This window comes from Streptomyces sp. NTD91, assembly GCF_059510455.1.
In genome coordinates this window covers 1-279 of sequence record NZ_JCAJZW010000194.1, presented here as the reverse complement: position 1 = coordinate 279, position 279 = coordinate 1, and the positions used below count along the sequence as shown (strand labels likewise).

Sequence of the window (279 nt, the reverse complement as noted above, 5' to 3'; positions counted from 1 at the left end):
TCCGGGTCGTACAGGGCGGACAGGTCCCAGCCGCGGTCGGCCGGGAAGGGACCCACCGCGTCACCACCCTCCGACAGCAGCCGCCACAACCCCTCCGGGTCACTCACCCCACCCGGGAAACGGCACGCCATCCCCACGATCACCACCGGATCGTCCGAGACCGCCACCACCCCGGACGAAACCGGCTCCGCATCCACCCCCTCCCCCAGCAACTGCTCACGCAGGTACCGCGCCAGCGCCACCGGCGTCGGATGGTCGAACACCACGGTCGCGGCGAGG

General features: G+C 72.0%; 1 protein-coding gene. It reads right to left on the bottom strand.

The features are described 5' to 3' along the window. Positions 1 to 279 (bottom strand): acyl carrier protein (locus AC5WRT_RS39200; protein ID WP_496098986.1); only part of this gene is annotated, 279 nt, incomplete at both ends.